The 18,008-nt window shown below is 36.2% G+C and carries 12 protein-coding genes; 4 read left to right on the top strand and 8 right to left on the bottom strand.

Features of this window, described 5'->3' with window-relative positions; genetic code table 11:
• Window positions 1-112: 112 nt before the first annotated feature.
• Genes porZ through H7350_RS02545 form a run of 3 tightly spaced genes read left to right on the top strand, consistent with a single transcriptional unit; the run spans window position 113 to window position 5,621 of the window.
• Entirely contained in the window at window positions 113-2,473 is a 2,361-nt protein-coding gene (porZ, locus tag H7350_RS02555; RefSeq protein ID WP_204344301.1) for a type IX secretion system anionic LPS delivery protein PorZ, read from the top strand.
• 11 nt (window positions 2,474-2,484) lie between these two features.
• Window positions 2,485-3,204, top strand: coding sequence for a DNA repair protein RecO (gene recO / locus H7350_RS02550; RefSeq protein ID WP_204344300.1), 720 nt, complete (start codon window positions 2,485-2,487; stop codon window positions 3,202-3,204).
• A 5-nt stretch (window positions 3,205-3,209) separates the two neighbouring features.
• Window positions 3,210-5,621 carry a TonB-dependent receptor gene (locus tag H7350_RS02545; protein ID WP_204344299.1) on the top strand — a complete coding sequence of 804 codons (2,412 nt, stop codon included), beginning with the start codon at window positions 3,210-3,212 and terminating at the stop codon, window positions 5,619-5,621.
• 52 nt (window positions 5,622-5,673) lie between these two features.
• Here the strand turns inward: H7350_RS02545 and H7350_RS02540 are convergent, their stop codons facing one another.
• The gene (locus tag H7350_RS02540) at window positions 5,674-11,244 is read right to left on the bottom strand and encodes a GEVED domain-containing protein (protein WP_204344298.1); all 5,571 of its coding nucleotides are present in this window, start codon (window positions 11,242-11,244) and stop codon (window positions 5,674-5,676) included.
• 125 nt (window positions 11,245-11,369) lie between these two features.
• Between H7350_RS02540 and H7350_RS02535 the strand changes: the two genes are divergently transcribed.
• Window positions 11,370-11,843 (top strand): regulatory protein RecX, encoded by a 474-nt coding sequence (locus H7350_RS02535; protein WP_204344297.1) that lies wholly within the window; start codon window positions 11,370-11,372, stop codon window positions 11,841-11,843.
• Between the two features lie 51 nt (window positions 11,844-11,894).
• Here H7350_RS02535 and H7350_RS02530 read toward each other — a convergent pair whose 3' ends face one another.
• The 7 genes from H7350_RS02530 to H7350_RS02500 all read right to left on the bottom strand — a co-directional run bounded on the left by H7350_RS02530 (window position 11,895) and on the right by H7350_RS02500 (window position 17,960).
• Window positions 11,895-12,386, bottom strand: coding sequence for a DUF6646 family protein (locus tag H7350_RS02530; RefSeq protein WP_204344296.1), 492 nt, complete (start codon window positions 12,384-12,386; stop codon window positions 11,895-11,897).
• Between the two features lie 64 nt (window positions 12,387-12,450).
• Window positions 12,451-13,314, bottom strand: a complete 864-nt coding sequence (locus H7350_RS02525; protein ID WP_204344295.1) for a cupin-like domain-containing protein — start codon at window positions 13,312-13,314, stop codon at window positions 12,451-12,453.
• A gap of 123 nt (window positions 13,315-13,437) precedes the next feature.
• Window positions 13,438-13,755, bottom strand: a complete 318-nt coding sequence (locus tag H7350_RS02520) for a DUF3784 domain-containing protein (protein ID WP_204344294.1) — start codon at window positions 13,753-13,755, stop codon at window positions 13,438-13,440.
• 3 nt (window positions 13,756-13,758) lie between these two features.
• Window positions 13,759-14,853 carry a biotin synthase BioB gene (gene bioB, locus H7350_RS02515; RefSeq protein WP_204344293.1) on the bottom strand — a complete coding sequence of 365 codons (1,095 nt, stop codon included), beginning with the start codon at window positions 14,851-14,853 and terminating at the stop codon, window positions 13,759-13,761.
• A gap of 31 nt (window positions 14,854-14,884) precedes the next feature.
• The gene (locus tag H7350_RS02510; protein WP_204344292.1) at window positions 14,885-15,850 is read right to left on the bottom strand and encodes an alpha/beta fold hydrolase; all 966 of its coding nucleotides are present in this window, start codon (window positions 15,848-15,850) and stop codon (window positions 14,885-14,887) included.
• A 78-nt stretch (window positions 15,851-15,928) separates the two neighbouring features.
• Window positions 15,929-17,359 (bottom strand): flotillin family protein, encoded by a 1,431-nt coding sequence (locus tag H7350_RS02505; RefSeq protein WP_204344291.1) that lies wholly within the window; start codon window positions 17,357-17,359, stop codon window positions 15,929-15,931.
• Window positions 17,328-17,960, bottom strand: a complete 633-nt coding sequence (locus H7350_RS02500) for a hypothetical protein (RefSeq protein WP_235989244.1) — start codon at window positions 17,958-17,960, stop codon at window positions 17,328-17,330. The genes H7350_RS02505 and H7350_RS02500 overlap by 32 nt, the downstream gene beginning before the upstream one ends.
• Window positions 17,961-18,008 lie beyond the last annotated feature (48 nt).

Raw genomic sequence — 18,008 nt, 5'->3', positions numbered from 1 at the left:
CATAAAATTAAAAGCTTTCAGTTTACCGCTGAAAGCTTTTTTATTAATAGGTCTTATATGATATTGAAGAAAATGTCGTTAGATATAAATATATTTGACAAAATTAATTAATATGTTGAAGCGAATAGTATTTATACTTTTAGCCCTTATGTCTTTTAAAGGTGTTTCTCAAGATTTTTCTACACTTTGGGAAGGCTATTTTTCATTTTTTGAAATCAAAGATATCACCCAGGGGAATGATAAAATTTTTGCCGCTTCTGAAAACGCAGTTTTTAGTTATGACGTGTTTTCTAATGAAATAGAAACTTTAACCACAATTAATGGTCTGTCAGGAGGTAATATTTCGACGATTACTTATAGTGAAGATTTCGAATTATTAATGATAGGATACGAGTCTGGATTGATAGAAATTGTTTTTGATTCTAATTCTGAAATATTATCGGTTGTTGATATTCTTGAGAAAGAGTCAATTTCTCCAACACTTAAGCACATCAACCATTTCAATGAAGATAATGGCCTTGTTTATATTTCAACAGATTACGGAATTTCCATATACGATTTAAATCAGTTACAATTTGGTGATACCTATTTTATTGGTAACGGAGGAAGTCAGATTGTCATCAACCAAACAGCCATTTTCAATAACGCGATATATGCTGCCTGTAGCTCCGGAAATGGCCTGAGAAAAGCGTCACTAGATAATCCAAATTTAATTGACTATCAACAATGGTCAACTGTAACTGTTGGTAATTTCCCTGCGATTCAAACCTTAGGGAGTAAACTTTATGTACTTCAATTAAATAATGTTTTACATGAACTCATCAATGACAACCTTAACCCTCTAATTACATATCCTACCTTGCCAGTTGATGTCAATGCTGTCAATAGCCACTTGGTTGTCACATTGATTGAAGATGTTTTTTTATATGATGAAAATTTCAACCAACTACAAACCGCTACGACCAATGCTGATTTTGATACCAGTTTTACCTGCGCAACATTTCTGGAAGATCATATTTACATCGGCACAAACAGTACAGGGGTTTTAAAAACTATTGATGATGGTAGTGAACCATTTGAGATCATTTTACCAGAGGGACCTTCACGTAATGATGCATTTAAAATTCAAGCAGGAAATGGGGTTTTATGGGCCACTTATGGAGATTATACGGTATCATTTAATCCATCACCAGCAAGAAGTCGAGGCATTAGTGTTTACAGAGAAGAAGCGTGGAACAATATTCCTTTTGATAGCTTATTAAATGCCAGAAACTTATGTGATATAGCAATTAATCCTTTTAATCCCAGTCAGGTCTATATCAGCTCATTTATAGATGGAATTCTTGAAATGAACGATGAGCAAGCTACAATTTTGTATGATGAAAATAATAGCGGATTGGAAATCCCATTACCTAATGTACCTCAAATTAGACAAGCAGCATCTCAATTTGATAGTAATGGTGTATTGTGGACGATGACCTCAAAAGTTGAGCGTCCTTTAAAATCTTATGACCCTTCAACCGATCAATGGCAAGGTTATAGTTTTTCAGAATTAATTTCAGATTATATATTTGATGAAAGCGGCTTTGGTGACATCGTTGTTGGAACTGGTGGAATGAAATGGATATCGGCTTATAACAACGGCGTTATTGGTTATGATACGGATACGAATCAGATTAAAAACCTTTTCAATGAAGAACAAAACATGCCAACAGCTCAAGTGACAGCCTTAGCATTAGATAGTAGAAATCAACTTTGGATAGGCACTTCATCTGGTTTAAGGGTATTATTTAATACGACAAATTTTATCGATAATCCAGCACCAACTGTAAACGAAATTGTGATTCTCGAAAATGGCATACCTACCGAATTACTCTCCAGTCAGTTTATTACAGATATAAAAATTGATGGATCTGATAATAAATGGATAGGAACTTTAGATTCTGGAGTGTTTTATTTTTCACCTGACGGACAAGAAACAATCTTTCATTTTACGAGCGATAATTCTCCACTTCCGTCAAATTCTATTAGTGATATTTCCATAGATTCTGAATCTGGGAGAGTCTATTTTGCAACAAGCAGAGGTTTGGTGTCTTTTTCTTCTGGCGGAACTAAACCCAAAGAAACATTAGAAGAAGCCTATATTTATCCAAACCCAGTAAGACCAGAATATAATATCTTAGGTTTTGATGATTTAAATGATATTAATAATGGTGTAAAAGTTAGTGGGTTGACCGAAAATGTAAATATTAAGATTACAGATATTGAAGGCAATCTTGTTGCCGAAGCGCAATCCAGAGTCAACCAAAGATCATCTTCAGCAAACTACAATTTTGCAATCGATGGAGGCACTGGTGTATGGAATGGTAAAAACTTCAGAGGTAATGTTGTCGCTTCGGGTGTTTATTTGTTTTTAATATCAGATTTAGACTCTTTTGAAACTAAAGTATTAAAAGTGCTTATCGTTAGATAACAACAGGTTCCATGTTAATTAAAACCAAAGCTATTGTTCTCTCGAAACTAAGGTATAGAGATAATGATCTTATTGTTAAATGCTTTACGTCCCATAAAGGCGTAGTGAGCTATTTGTTACGAGGGGTTTTAAATCGTAAAAAAGGACATTCTAAGGTTGCCTATTTTCAGTTGCTTTCTCAACTTCAAATCGAAGAAAATTACAGAGAAAATCAATCTCTGCAAACCATAAAAGATCTAAGGCTAGATTATAGTTTTACCAGTTTGCACACCAATGTATTAAAAAGTGCCATCACGATGTTTTTAGCAGAAGTATTGGCTTCGGTATTGCGAGAAGAAGAAGAAAATCTAAGCCTTTATAATTATATCGAAACGACGTTTAGATGGCTTGATACCAAAGATGATTTTTCAAATTTCCATTTATTATTTTTACTTAAATTGACCAAGCACTTAGGGTTTTACCCTGACACAACAGATGTCAATCACATGTACTTTAATTTAAACAGTGGGTCATTTGAGTCTAAAAAGCAAGATTTATACAGTATTTCAGGTGAAAATTTAACAGTCTTAAAAGCGCTGTTAGGCACAAATTTTGATGAATTAGATAATGTAAAACTAAATTCAAAACAAAGACTATCCTTTCTAACGATGCTATTGTTATATTTTGAATTACATTTGGGCAGTTTTAAAAAACCAAAATCTCTGCAAATTTTCAATCAGGTATTTAAATAATCTTTATGAAATTTACGCTTTCCGTACTTTTTATCTTTTCCTTGGCAATATGTAACTCACAAACGGTTAGAGTTGTTGAAGATGCAACTAATACTCCAATATCTGGTGTTACGATTTTCAATACTAAAAAAAATAAATCTGCTATTACCAATCTGGAAGGCGAGGCGTCATTAGACCAGTTTTCTGAGGACGAAATGATTTATTTTCAGAATATACTGTATATCAAAAAAGCATTGAAAAAGTCAGATATTAAAAAGGACAATTATATCGTTTATTTAACACCAAGTATTGAAAATTTAGATCAGGTGGTTGTCTCTGCTTCTAAGTTTGAACAAAGTAAACGAGATATTCCTCAAACGATAGTCAATATTAATGCTGGAGATATTCAATTTGAAAATCCACAAACCAGTGCCGATTTACTCGAAAGCACAGGTAATGTTTACATTCAAAAAAGTCAGTTAGGTGGTGGTAGCCCAATGATAAGAGGGTTTTCTACCAACCGACTACTAATTACTGTAGATGGTGTTAGAATGAACAATGCTATTTTCAGAGGCGGAAATTTACAAAACGTGATTTCTGTAGATCCGTTTTCTGTTCAAAACACCGAAATTACCTTAGGCGCAGGCTCGGTCGTTTATGGAAGTGATGCCATAGGAGGCGTGATGAGTTTCTATTCAAAAAAACCTCAATTATCCTATAGGGATTCCTTGTACTTTAATGCCAACGTTGCAACCCGGTACGCTACAGCAAATAAAGAAAAGACAGGACATATAGATGTCAATTTCGGATTAAAAAAATGGGCGTTTTTAACCAGTGTAAGTTATACCGATTTTGATGATTTACGAATGGGAGCTCATGGTCCAGAGGATTATTTGAGACCAGAATATGTCGAGACTATTAATGGTGAAGATGTTATCGTTCAAAACAACATTCCACGTATTCAAACTCCTACAGGTTATGACCAGATTAATGTTTTGCAAAAGGTAAAATATGAACCTTTTGAAGATTTGAGTTTTGATTTAGGATTGTATTATACCACAACGTCGTCCTACTCGCGATATGACAGACTCATAAGATACAGAGATGAAAATTTAAGGTCAGCCGAATGGAACTACGGTCCGCAACGCTGGTTCATGGGAAACTTTCAAGTGACTAAATTAAGCAGTAGTTCTAATTTATACGATAAAGTTCAAGCGACTTTAGCATATCAAAATTTTCAGGAAAGTAGATTAGATAGAGATTTTCAATCTGAAGAAAGAAATATAAGAGAAGAGGCTGTAGATGCGTATTCGTTAAATGTCGATTTAGAAAAAGATTTAAACGAAAGAAGCAAACTTTTTTACGGACTAGAATATGTATATAATCACGTGAAATCTACAGGAGAAACCTTTAATATTGTGTCTAATACTACAAGTCCAACAGTGTCTAGGTATCCAAATGGTTCTAACTGGCAATCTATAGCAGCTTATGCGAGTTTTAAACATAAACCAAATGCAAAGTTTGTGTTTCAATCTGGATTACGATACAACCATATATTGGCAAATGCAGATTTTAAAGCAAATAATCAATATTTAAACTTACCGTTTGATGGTACAGAGCTCAATACTGGAGCACTAACAGGAACAGCTGGAATACGCTGGATACCTAATGATATGATACAATGGAAATTTAATGCGTCAACGGCTTTTAGAGCGCCTAATATAGATGATATAGGTAAAGTATTTGATTCTGAACCAGGATCGGTTGTGGTGCCTAATCAACATCTTAAACCTGAGTATGCTTATGGAGGCGAATTGGGTTTAAAGCTTAATTTTGATGAGGTTTTTATAATAGATATGGCAACATATTATACTTTTTTAGATAATGCGTTAATCCGAAGAGACTTTACCTTAAATGGTGAGTCTCAAATTGAGTATGATGGCGAGTTGAGTAACGTTCAAGCTATTCAAAATGCATCAAAAAACTGGATTTACGGATTTGAAGCTGGAATTCAACTCAATTTTTCCAAACAGTTTAAACTCACTTCACAATACAATATTATTGGAGGAACTGAAGAAGATGAAGGTGTTGAGGTTCCTGTGAGACATATTGCTCCAAATTTTGGAAACACCCATTTTGTATGGCAAAATGATAAAGTTCAAATTGATGCTTTTGCAGAATACAACAATGAATTGTCGTTTACCCAATTGGCACCTTCCGAACAGGTCAAAGATTATATCTACGCTTTAGATCGTAATGGAAATCCATATGCGCCATCTTGGTATACACTTAACCTAAGAACACAATATGATATCACTGATGCAGCTACAATAGTTGCATCTTTAGAAAACATCACAGATCAACGCTATCAAACGTATTCTTCAGGTATTGCAGCTCCAGGTAGAAACTTCATCGTTTCACTACGTTATAGTTTATAAAAAAAGAGGCTTCAAAACTGAAGCCTCTTTTTTTACAATACCATTATTTGGTTTAATGTCTCTTTACCGCTTTTTTGGTAATAACCTGTCCGTTAGAAAGTGTCACTTTAGCAATGTATGCCGCTTGACTTAAACGCGATAAGTTAAAAACTTCGGTGCTGTTATTACCTTTTAATTTGTAAATCGTTCGTCCAACAACATCAATGATTTCTACCTGCTTGATAACAAAACCTTGTCCTACCGAAAATTCCACATCACTATCACCAAGTTCAGTTATAGATAAGTCATTTGAAGAGGCTTCATTTTCTGTAACCGAAAGGGCTTCAGCTTGAAACACAATATCAAAGCGATCATTAAATTCTCCTGTTTCCGAAGTGAATGTATAGTTGTTTTCCGATAAATTATGAACAATGCCAAGTAACTTATCTTTTAGGTACACTGTATTTTGAGTCATAAACGCACCTTCTAAATCAGCGATTTCAATCGTGTATAAAGTTGCTTCTTCAATCGAAGTGTAGAACCCTAGAGGGATAATTTCATCTAAACCTAAGTTATTTGGGTCTTTACCCTGAATTGCAAATTTCTTGCTCTCAGGCGTATCTAATAAAGAGTAGATGATAGAATTTGCATTGGCAGACAAATTTTTATGAGCATCAAAATACATACCATCATCAGCATCTGTAGCACCATTAACGTATCCAATTAAGATTTGATTAAATACACCAGATTCGGTTGTTAAATTCAATCGAATTTTGTTTGGACCAGAGCTATTATCGTTTCTAAAGAACTGTGTATTATTTCCAGTAACTCTCATACTGTTATTAAAAGCAATAGGTGTTGTTCTAATAGATCCAGATGAAACTGTTGATGAGGCGCTATTGTGCATCGATACAAAAAAGCCTTGGCCAGAAGGAATAAAACGATCTACTGGTAAGCCATCACCTCCAGCTGTTTCACCAGTTCCATTTATAACAGCATAATCACTCTGTGAGTAATTTAGAACCTCATTACCATTTGTATTTCCATCAGCAGCCGTATTATGAGACCAGAAGAAAATAGCACCATTAATCACACCAGTAGGATTGGTTGTCGCATCATAGGTATGCGTATTTAAAAATTCATCTGCATCAATAGCTGAAGGATAAGGGTTTCCTATAAAATTCCAGTTGGTATCTGCCATTTCAGCATCATTTCGGTACAAATCAACTTCAATAATACCATTATTAAAAGGCCCTTCAAAAATGTATATGTATTGCGAAGGAGTAAAACCAATACTGTTATGTGTTGCAGCGTATCCAACTCCAGGAAGCATGGTAGAAGATTGAGCAGCTGGCTGCCAGTCAAAAGGTGCCATGTCATCTATGTCATCTTGACCAGGAACTGCGGCATCATCATTATTGGTTTCTTGGGTCGAATCACGATAATTTTCCGCATTAAACCAAAAGATACGAAGCGGGTCAGCTTCATTTAACCCATTACTTATGAGCTCTCCCTCAACTGGAGCACTCCAATAGGTGTACTCTTGATACGTTGCTAAAGGTGCTGTTTCTTTTTCTACGGAAATTTTATCTCTTGTAGTTAGTACGTCTCCGTCAACAATTGCTAAATCATTGTCTTGAACAAATGCACCATCTGTTTTTACGATAACATTTCCGTTTACTGTCAGATCGTTAACAACTCTGACATAAGTAGAATTTGCAATATTTAAAATACGACCAGTACCTGAATTAACGATTAACTGACAAGCATCAATATCTCCATCTACAGCGGTATCGTAAGTTCCATCGATAATAGCAATATCGTCTTCAGTAGGAGCTGTAAAATTGGTCCAGTCACTACCATCCCAAATTGTTGTAATAGCCGAAAGTTTTACAGCGTTAGAAGCAACATAGCATGTAGCATTATCTTCTCTTACCTGGCAATAGAATTGATAATCGACATAGGATAATGGATTAACGATGTCTAATGTTGCATTAGTTGATACGTTATTAAAATCGGCAGTATTAGGAACAACGACAAAGGCATTTGCACTTGGTACTAAATAATACCACTGATAAGTCAATCCTTGATTACCAGAAACACCTTCAGTTCCAGTAACAGATAATTGCACAGTGGTTGTACAGCTAAATGTTGGTGAATTAAGTACTGATACTGTAGGTGGAACACCTGTTGAAAAATCAAATTGACCAATATCGACATAATCAGAATCACCACAATTTGTCCAATCGATGATATCCCATTCATTAATATCAAAGTGATGTTCAGTTGGGTTTGGAAGCGGCGATGTATCATTTCTTCTACGGAAATTAACACCGTCAACACCTATTCCTAATCCATTTGCCCAATTGTCACTTTCATATAGGCCAAATATATCAACGTCTGTATCGGTTGAAATTTTATACAAACTAATCGCATCAGAGCTGTCAGTATTAAAATTAATACCACTTGATGAACCAAACGTTTGATCTGGAGTGACACTTAAGTTATTTAATGGTGAACACGATGTCGTACCAATTGTAATGACGTAAACTCCTCCAGATGCCAAATTACCACTAAGAGCATTAGAACTTGAAGGACTAGTATTCCCGTTGTTATACACATTCACAGCATAATCAGAAAGATTTACAGTATTAGGTGTGCCATTATATATTTCTACGTAAGATGAGCTACCGGTTTCAGCATCGGTAATTTCACTTATAAAAAGTTCGCTAAGTGTATTCGCATTTGTGGTATCGCATCCGCTAATTGCAGTATCAATTACTGTAAATGAATTCGTAGACGAACAGCCTGTACTGAATTGTACGGCAATATTCCCAGATGAAGCACCACTTGGAACCAGCACAACCAGTTCGGTAGCTGAAGACGATACAGTAGTCATTGGCAAACCATTGATGGTTGCTGTAGCTCCAGTTAAATCATTTGCTGATGTGATCGTGACTTCTGTGTTTTCCGGACCTTGATTAGGCCAAATCGAACTGATTAATGTTGTACTACATACTGCAGTACCTTGAATAGCAAAAGTGTATGGATTTTCGTCACTATCAGAATTTTGTATGGTTACAATAGCTGTACGAACACCATCTGCAGTTGGATCAAATCGAATTCTAAACTCAGATGTTGCTAATGATCCTACTGTAGCTCCAGGTTGTACGGTTACTGTAAAATCTCCAGGATGTGCACCTGCAAGTTGTACTCTTGGAGCACCTGTTAAATTTAACGTTGTTGCACCAATGTTTTCAATAGTATAAATCTTAACAGGACCATTGGCTCCTACATTTGTAGAAGCAAAAAGTGTTTGATTTAAACCACCATTAGCGGCATCATTAAAGCCATTTGGAATAGTGATATTATTTCCTTTGATATTCATTTCTGCAGTAGCAGGTTGAATAACGTTTATCGTATAATCTTCAACTTCACCATCAAAAGGAGTTAGACATGATGTAGGAGCGTTTGTCCCATATCTATTTGAAATACGCATTCTTGTTGCTGCAATCACGGCATTGGTTGGAACTTCAATAGCTAATGGGCTACCGTCGGTTGCACCATCAATAACGTCGTAAGCATTCCCTAATTCATATTGTTCACTGGCTTCAAAAGATCCGTTATTATTCCAGTCTATCCATGCTCTTGCAGTTGTTGTAAAAGCACCATCTGTTTCTACGCGTACTTCAAGATTATAAGTTTCGCCAAGAACAACATCTGTTGAAATTGAAGTAAAATCAGAATACGCATTATCAGTAGTTATAGGTGAAGGGTTGTCAATAGTATTAAAGCTCACGTTGTTAATCAAAGTAAAATAACCATCGCCACCATCACCTTCAGAAGTACAATAGGTTAAAGATGGTACAGCACACACTTCAACACCTCCAGTCCAGGTCGTTCCTCTTACGATAAATGCTCTAAAACAATAGCTTGTTCCATTGGTAAGACCGGTTACTGCAACGGTGTTTCCTGAACCTTTATACACCACTTGATTCGGACCTGTATAATTTGAATTAGCTGTATAAGCAGAACCATCACCTGTAGGCGTAAATACCACAGGACCTTCATTGGCAACAATAAGGATATCGTCAAAACAAGAAGTTGGTAATGGGTTTAACCAATTTAATGTGACTTGATTGGTTAGTGGTGTTGCTGTAAAATTTCTAATATCTCCTTGAGCAAGTCCTTCTAAATTACTACCACCAGATGTTCCATTAGACCAGCCAGTGAGTGTTCCGCCATTGTATGCGAAAATTCTAAACGAATAGGTTGTTCCTTCTGTTAAACCTGTGACAGTAGCCGTTGTGCCATTGCCTTTATATACCACTTTACCTAAAGATGCAGGTGTTTCAAAAGGTGCCGCACTAAAGTCGGAGTTTGCCGTATAAGTATCCGCATCATTTGGAGGAGATGTTGGGTCGGTAGTGCCAGCTATGGCAAAAATCACATAGCCTCCAGTTGGTGGCGTTGCAGGATTATTCCATGTTAAAATAACAGAAGTATCTTCAAAACAACCACTTAAACTTTGAGCGTTATTAGGAGAACTGTTAGATAGTGTTAATGTTGCAGGATTAGATGTTGTAGAACCACAAGCATTAGTAACCACACAGCGGTATTGATTACCATCCATAACAGCCGAAGTTGCAGCAGTGGTATAAGTATCGGTCGTTGCTCCTGTACCTCCGGAAACATTACCCCAACCTGAACCAGAATTAACTTCCCATTGGTAACTTACAGCATTTGCAGCAGTGACACTAAACGTTGCGGTATTAGGAATGACTTCATTTTGATTAGTAGGTTGTGTTGAAATAGTTGGTGCTGAAATACCAGTACCAGTAATATTTATAGTAGGTGAATTACTTGTTGGTGTAGTACTTGTAACCGATATAGTAGCTGTTTGTGCGCCAAGCGCTGTTGGCGTAAATGTGACATCGAAAGTTGCCGAGCCAGAAGCCGCAATTGCTGTTGATGAGAGGTTAGATACAACAAATTGAGCATCATCAGAACTTACATTTATACCAGCAGCTGGTAAAATGCCACTGTTGCTAATGGTGTATTGAATTGTTGATGCAGCAGTAGTTAAACAAGAATTTCCATGATTTGTTGTTCCTGAAATTGCTAAGTTTGGATCGGTCACAGCAGCTGCAGTCCAAGAAATATCATCTAAAACCATTTGCCTGGTTCCTACAGAGAAAAATTCTATTAATACGGCTCCACTTTCGTTTACTGTAACAGTTCTACTATAATCTGGACCTTCAGCAGCTAGAGTATAAGTATCGTAAAGGGTTCCATTAACATGAACCTCAATAGTTCTGTCGGCTGCAGTACCTCCAGTAAAATAAGATGAAACAGTGTAAGATAAATCTCCAACGCCATTAGCATTTGATGTTGCACTTAAAGATCGCACAGGACCATTTCCAGGTCTTCCGAAACCAATTGAAGTGCCAGTTATATTATCAGTAGCTGTTACTGTTCTAGCAGTAGTATATGACCATGTAACTCCGTTATCACCAGTATAAGAGCCATCAACATAACTTGAAGCTGAAGCATTTAAATTAGTAAGAGTTTCCGAACCTTGCCCATAACCAGACAAAACAGCGCATAGCAATGCTATTAATATAAAGGAGTAATTCTTTTTCATAGGGATGAATTATTTAAATATATCTAGCTTGCTTATGAAGCAAACATGCAAATTTACGCAAAAATACTTATAAGCTAGGCGATTAAGGTATGACATTTATTAACAAATTGTTATATTTTCGCAGTATGAATCTATCAAAAACGTATACCGTCGACGAAGCGCAAAAACGCTTAGAACAGTATTGTGCCTATCAAGAGCGTTGTCATAAAGAAGTGACCCAAAAATTATATGATATGAAGATGATTCCTGAGGCGAGAGACCAGATTATAGTTCATTTACTTCAACATAACTTTTTAAATGAAGAACGTTTTGCTAAAGCTTTTGTGCGAGGAAAATTCAGAATAAAGAAATGGGGAAAACAACGTTTACAATTAGAATTGAAGCGAAAAGATATTAACAATACGCTTATTGCTATAGCTCTAAAAGAGATTGACGATGTAGATTATTATGAGACGTTTAATTCGCTTGCAGAGCGAAAGTTTGAGACCATCAAAGCATCAAACACTCAAAAGAAGCGTAAAAAACTAGCTGATTATTTGTTGTATCGCGGTTGGGAATCACATTTGGTCTACGATAAAATACGGGAATTAATTCCATAAAAAAAGCATCCTAAATTGAATCAGGATGCTTTTTTTATCTTTTTATGTGGATTACAAATTAAATGTTGCTCCAATATTTACAGCAAATTGATTGTGAATATAGTAGCCTATATCTGTTTTGTCATTACTGTATTTTGCTAACGGAAATGTTGTTTCTGTGAATATTCCGAAGCCATCAGAAAAGAAATAGCGCGCACCAACATGACCTCCGAAGTTTTTTAAACTAAGGCTTAAACCAGGATAAACATCAAAATTTTCATCGATGTTTAACACATTACCTAAGTTGGCATTAAATCTGGCTTTTAAATCGAAACGATCACCAAAGTCAGCATCTAATCTATCATCAATTCCTAAAGCGTAAGCAGACGATATACCAATTGAAATATTATCTCCTAATCCGTAATCAAAACTTACATTAATACCTGTAGCTTCATCTTGAATGTTAGCTCCAACTTGAAACTTCTGGTCTCCTTTTCCTTCAAATGCTTGTCCGTTTACTAATGAAACAGAAACTAAAGCGATAACTAAAAGTAATTTTTTCATAATTGTATGTCTAAAATTTGAGTTGGCAAATATATTACAAGTTTTTAATACTGAAGTGTTTTTGCTAAAAACTCTTTTCTGTACGTTTAATAGCCTGTTCGTTTTTCCAATCAATCCAGTTTTGTCCTTTAACACGTCGCATGAGGTTATCAAAATGACGCATGACTAAAACATTGTACAAGGCTTTCCCTAAGTTTTTAGGATGTCTTGCAATAGCTCTTAAACTCATTGAAAATCCTGGAGTGAGATATTTCATATAATGCCAATAGCCTTCGGGCATATACAGCACTTCTCCATGATTTAATTCGCAAGTCCAGCCTTTTGCATGTTGAAGAGCTGGCCATTTTTCAAAATCTGGGTTAGAGAAATCGATATCTTCTCTTGTAATTAGGGAATGCGGAATTTTATATAAATAATCGTTTTGCTTTTGATCAAACAAGATGCATTGCTTTTTACCTTCAAAATGAAAATGGAAAATATTCGCCAAATCAATGTCATAATGCATGAACGTATGAGAATCTCTACCACCAAAAAACAGCATTGGCAAGCTTTTCATTAATTTCAAGCCAAAATCGGGATAGGAGAAATCTTGTTGTAATTGTGGGATTTCCTTTAGGATATTCCAAAGAAAAATGCGGTATTTGGTAGGTTCGCTCTTTAGTAAATCTACATAAGCACTCATTTTCATTTTTGCATGAGGCTCGTTAAAGCCATCCTTATAGTCTACAGGTCTGTCGTCGTAAAGCGGTACCGTTTTATCACCTGCAATGGTTTTCATATAATCAAGATTCCATTTGTTGTAAGCAGGCCAATCTTCTATAAAGCGTTCTATAACCACAGGTTTTTGCGGTTTAAAGTAGCTGGATATAAACTCCTCTTTGGTGATGTTCTTCACACGAGGAATGTCTTGAAGATTCAATGTAGGCATCAAAAAAAATTAGTGTTCAAAGTTAAGAAAACGTTACCAAACCCAATTAATTGTATGTTAAAATTTACAATTCAAACATAGAATTTCAGCCATTATGTCTAAGCTTTATAATAAAATAAATGTTTAGTTGTCTTTTTTAACCTTGTATTTGCCAGAATTAGATACAATGAGCAGATAAGGTAAACCAATAGCCAATGCTATAAAAAGGGCATAGGTTTCTAGTTTAGGGTTTGCTAACCATTTGGATATGATAGTGCCTAAAATTAATATAAAAGCCATGCCAAACATGGCATTTCTAAAAACACTGGCAATACCATCGATGTCGTATTTATCTTGTTCTTCTTTAGACATGGTATTATAGCCAGCAATAAGCATATACATTTTGCCGTATTTGATAAGAATACCTAAAATTATAAAGATAATAGCAACGAGTATTGGCATAGGTTATTTAAGTGCCTTGGCTTTAAGTTTAGCCTCTTCATTTCGCTCGATAGAATGCTCAGGTCGGGACCATTTAGGTTTTTCTCCTAAAGATTGATATTGAGAATCTTGAGCTTCAACGGTTTCAGGCTGCATTTTTTTAATAAATGGCTTTTGCGGATTTAAGCCCAACAGTTTAAACATTTCCATATCGGCATTGACATCAGGATTTGGAGTTGTTAAAAGTTTGTCTCCGGCAAAAATAGAATTTGCTCCTGCAAAGAAACACATAGCCTGACCTTCTCTGGTCATTTCGGTACGACCAGCACTTAAGCGCACTTGAGTTTCAGGCATAACAATTCTTGTCGTTGCGACCATTCTTACCATATCCCAAATAGACACCGGTTTTTGGTCTTCAAGAGGCGTACCTTCAACAGCTACTAAGGCATTAATAGGAACCGATTCTGGTTGCGGATTTAAAGTCGATAAAGCGACTAGCATTCCGGCTCTGTCTTCTTCTTTTTCTCCCATGCCAATAATACCACCAGAACACACGGTTACATTAGTTTTTCTAACATTATCAATAGTTTCTAAGCGGTCTTCATATCCACGCGTAGAAATCACTTCTTTATAATATTCTTCGGAAGAATCTAAGTTGTGATTGTAGGCATATAAACCCGCTTCGGCTAAACGTTGCGCCTGATTTTCGGTAATCATTCCAAGTGTGCAGCAGACTTCCATATCCAGTTTGTTAATGGTTCTTACCATTTCTAAAACCTGATCAAATTCTTCGCCGTCTTTTACATTACGCCAGGCGGCTCCCATACATACTCTAGAACTTCCTGAAGATTTTGCGCGTAAAGCTTGAGCTTTCACCTGTTGAACTGTCATTAAATCATTACCTTCAATGTTGGTGTGGTAACGTGCTGCTTGTGGGCAATACCCACAATCTTCAGGACAACCACCTGTTTTTATAGATAATAACGTAGAGACCTGAACCGTATTTGGGTCATGGTGTTTACGATGAATTGTTGCTGCATTATACAGCAATTCCATTAAAGGTGTATTATAGATGTCTAGGATTTGTTCTTTCGTCCAATTATGTCTAGTTCTACTCATATTGTTTCGTCTTTATAGCGTTCAAAAATACCTATTTTATACCCATAAATTTATCAAAAAGCGCATAAAATTTTTCAGGTTCTTCAAGGTATGGATTATGAGCACTTTGCTCAAACATTTCAAATTGAGCTTGCGGCATAAACGTTTTGTATTGTATAGCAAATTCTGGTGTTGATACACCATCGTAACGGCCTGCAACGATTAAAGTTTTGGCTTTTACGTCTTTTAAATGTTGTCTGTAATCTTGGTTAATCATACTTCCCGATACATCAAAATCACCATCTACACCTATAATTGTTGTATAAACGTCACCAGCCCAACTTCGGTGTTTTGTTTTAGGCGATTTGGACTTTAGTTTGGTATTGTGATAGTAAACGTATTTGGTCGGAAAATTACCATATACGGTTTTTAAAGGCTCTTGACTTGATACATAACCTAAATGGCGTAATGAATCTACAACTTTCCATTTTTCGGGAAAATGTGTCTTAGCATAATGGTTGTAACTATCACAATTGGCTTGCCACATCGCTCCAGAATGAAACCCATTAATAAGAACCATGCGATCCACATTATCCTTATATTTTATGGCATACGCCTGTGCTGGAACAGTACCATAGGAATGACCAACAAGTGATATTGTATCAAATTTTAAAAGTTTCCGAAGTTTTTCAATCATCTCCACATCGCTTTCTACACTGTATTCGGAAACATCTTTTGCATTATCACTTTTTCCACGACCCAACCAATCAAAAAACACAACCGTATTTGTTTTATAGTAGTGACCAAAAGCACCTTGCATATAATCATGAGAATTTCCAGGTCCGCCAGGCAGAAAGAAAACAGGATCACCTTCACCTAAAACTTCGACGTTGATTTGATAGCCATCAATGGTATAAAACTTAGATTCGAACTTATCAAATATGTTAGGATCGGTTTGCGAAAAGGCAATGGTGTGAAATAAAACTAAAGTGAAGCATGTTTTAATAATTGATGTCATAATTAGAATGTTTCGTGTAAATATAATTATAAACCAATGAACAAAAAAAATCCGCTCAGTGGCGGATTTTTATATGGGTTAACTTTCTTTATGATCTGTTTGCTTCGGAAGTGTTTTTGGGTCTTCCGTTTTAGTTTTGTCTTTCCCTTTTAAGTATTCCGGTAAATCCATACCAGCCATATTAAACATCTCTTGAAGTGGAGGCACTGATTTGTACATTCCAGATAAGAAATTTGCGGTAGACGATTTTCCGTCTTCACCATTGCCACCATTTTCCCAAACGGTAACTTTATCAATTTTGATATTTTTAATGGCATCGGCCTGGGTTTTTACTAATTCTGGCAATTTATCAGCAATTAATAACAACACCGCATCACGACTGCTGTTTCCGGCCGCTTTAACGATTTCTTGCAGACCAGCAGCTTGTTTCGTTAAGACTTCAAACTGACCTTGTGCTTCAGCTTGCGCTTTAAATAAGATGGCATCTGCTTCACCTTTTGCTTTGCGACGAATCATTTCAGCTTCGGCTTCGGCATCAATTTCAACTTTGCGTTTATCAATTTCAGCTGGAACGATAACATCGGCCATTTGAGATGAGCGTTCGCGTTCTGCTCTGGCTATTTCGGCATCTTTTTCAGCAGCATAGGATTCTTCTAAGGCTTTAGCGCTTTGTACTTTTTCGGCAGCAATAGCGACACGTTCAGCTTCGGCTTCACGTTGACGACGTAAGGAATCAGAATTGGCGACGGCTATTTTTGCAGTGTTTTCACCTTCAACAGCCTGAGCATTTGCAGCAGCAACTTGTGTACGTTCATCTTGAACAGCGTTAGCTTCACCAATAGATCCATCTCTGGTTTTTTCGGCAACCGATTTACGAGCCGCGTTAATGGCGTGCGCTGCAGCTTCTTTACCTAAAGCTTCAATATAACCTGATTCATCAACAATATCGGTGATGTTTACGTTGATTAATTTGAGTCCTACCTTCTTTAATTCAGATTCTACCGATTGCGAAATATTAGTTAAAAACTTATCTCGGTCGCTATTAATTTCTTCAATATCCATAGAAGCAACAACTAAACGTAATTGTCCGAAAATAATTTCTTTAGCCAATTCTTGTACATCTTGTTGTGCAAGCCCTAATAAACGTTCGGCAGCATTTTGCATCACACCAGGTTCGGTAGAAACACCAATGGTAAATCGCGACGGAACATTAACACGAATGTTTTGTTTTGATAAAGCGTTAACAAGATTAACTTCTATTGAAATAGGTGTTAGATCTAAAAATTCATAGTCTTGAATTACAGGAAAAATAAAGGCAGCACCACCATGAATACATTTAGCAGATTGACCACCACCAACTTTTCCATAGACCACTAAAATACGGTCTGAAGGACAGCGTTTATAACGTTTAATAAGAATAATTAGAAAGACAAATACAATGAGTATCGCAATAACGATAACTATTGGAAAGCCTAAATCAAAGTCTGGTTGTGTCAGAAGGAATTTCATAGGTTTTTGTTTTAATTGGTTCTATAGGTTTTTTAGTTTGTTCTACGATTAATATACCATTGCTGGTAACATCTACAACTTGAATAATGGTTCCGGATTTGAGTTCGGTTAACGAATCGGAAAGGGCTTCAAGTTCTCTTAAAGTGCCTTGAACACGAACACTTACTTTGCCCATTTTTGAACGATTTGCGCCAACAGTGAGGTAGACTTCGCCAATCGCATCGACAGCATTTTTATAGTCTAGAGTTCCGCTATCGGCTAATTTCTGCATCGAAAAAAACATGGCAGCCATTATGGCCATCATTAGGAGTCCGCAAGCAGCGGCAATTATAACGCTAAGCGGTTTTGATAATCCGGCATTAAGACAAGCAATGCCTGTCCATCCAAAAATAGTAAAGAAGCCTACAAGGTTTTTAAAGGTAATAAACTGAAAGCCTATTCCGGTGTCGGCATCAATATCGGCATCTACGTCACCAATTTCGCTGCCACCATCAATTCCTGCAAAAGTTGTGATGATTACAAAGACAAAGAGTAGTGAGCCTATTAGCGCAATAATCCAAAAGAATTGAGAGAATCCATCTAAAGCAGAAAACCATTCCATAATCGGTTCGTATTAAAAATTAATATTGAAATATAAGACCTTTAAAAG

This window comes from Psychroserpens algicola, assembly GCF_014526325.1.
GTDB classification, from domain to species: Bacteria; Bacteroidota; Bacteroidia; order Flavobacteriales; family Flavobacteriaceae; genus Psychroserpens; species Psychroserpens algicola.
The sequence above is the reverse complement of the archived record's forward strand: the minus strand, read 5'-3'. Positions and strand labels throughout refer to the sequence as shown.